The 1,149-nt window shown below is 63.2% G+C and carries 1 protein-coding gene; it reads right to left on the bottom strand.

What is annotated here, in order from left to right; all coding sequences use genetic code 11:
• On the bottom strand, positions 1-976 hold a 976-nt coding region (dctP, locus tag AC5RVV_RS17460), incomplete at its 3' end, for a TRAP transporter substrate-binding protein DctP (RefSeq protein ID WP_494002620.1).
• Positions 977-1,149 lie beyond the last annotated feature (173 nt).

Here is a 1,149-nt window from a genome sequence, read left to right as displayed (position 1 = left end):
CGTACTCGAGCGCTGCCTGCATTGATTCCTTGGATCCGTCGGACGCGGGAACACCGAACTCGTCCTGAAGGATTTTGATCCAGTCGTCGTTGACCTTCTGGAACAGATCGACGAGTGCCTGCGGGTCGGAGATCGACTCCGGCGCCGAATCTACGAGCTTCTCTCCCTGCTCCTTCTGGAAGTCCGAGAGAGCGGTGACGAGGTCATCAGCCGGAGTCACGAAGGTGACACCGTACTCGTCCTCGGCGTTCTGATAGAAGTTGATGTACTCGCCGACGAGGTGGCCGCTGTTGCCGACGCTGATGAGCGGGACGGCTTCGTGGAAGATGTCCTGCACCTCCGCAGGCAGTGCGTCGTACTTCTCCTTGTTCATCATGTAGCCCGGACCGGGGATCGAGCTGAACGCTAGGGGGGTGTAATACTTCGCCACTTCCGCGAGGCCGTTGGTGGTGTTGTTCTGAAGCGGGCCGACCTGGCAGTCGACCGTGCCGCGCTGCAGCGCCTCGTATGTCTCGTTCGAGTCGACCAGCACCGGAGTCATTCCCAGGGCTTCCATCTCCGCGTTGTAGACACCGCCCGCGCTGCGGCCCAGCCTGCCCTTGGCGTCAGCAAGCGTCTCCAGCGGTTTGGTGCACAGCGGTGTGTAGTTGTCGGAGGTCCACCCGCCGAGGTAGACAGCGTTGGATTCTGCGAATTCCGCCTGGATCTGCTCGCTGGACCACACTGCCGTGGCTGCCGGCGAACCCGCCAGCATCTCCAACGGCGTGTCTGCTGTGAACGCCGCGAGACCCCCCGCCCACCCGCCGCCGGGAATATCCGCGGCAGCGAGACCGGGAATGTAGAGCGTGATGTCCGACAGCCCCGACTCGATTCCCGACACCGCCTCCGGCAGACCGTGCAACGTGCTGCTGTCATAGACGTCGAACGTCACCTTGCCGTCCGTGTGCTCGGTCACGTAATCCATGAACAACTTCATGCCCTTGTTATTCGAATACGCCGCCGGGAACGGCTCAGAAACCACGAGCTCCACCGGTTCCATCGCTGCGATCGCGTCTCCCGCGTTCCCTCCGGCCGTCCCGGCCCCCGCATCCGAGGCACCCCCGACACACCCGGCGAGCAACACTGCTGCGGCCGACAACGACACCACAG

The organism is Arthrobacter sp. MDT2-34-1, assembly GCF_059091365.1.
Note: the sequence above shows the minus strand (reverse complement) of the source record. Positions and strands in the feature narration are given on the sequence as shown.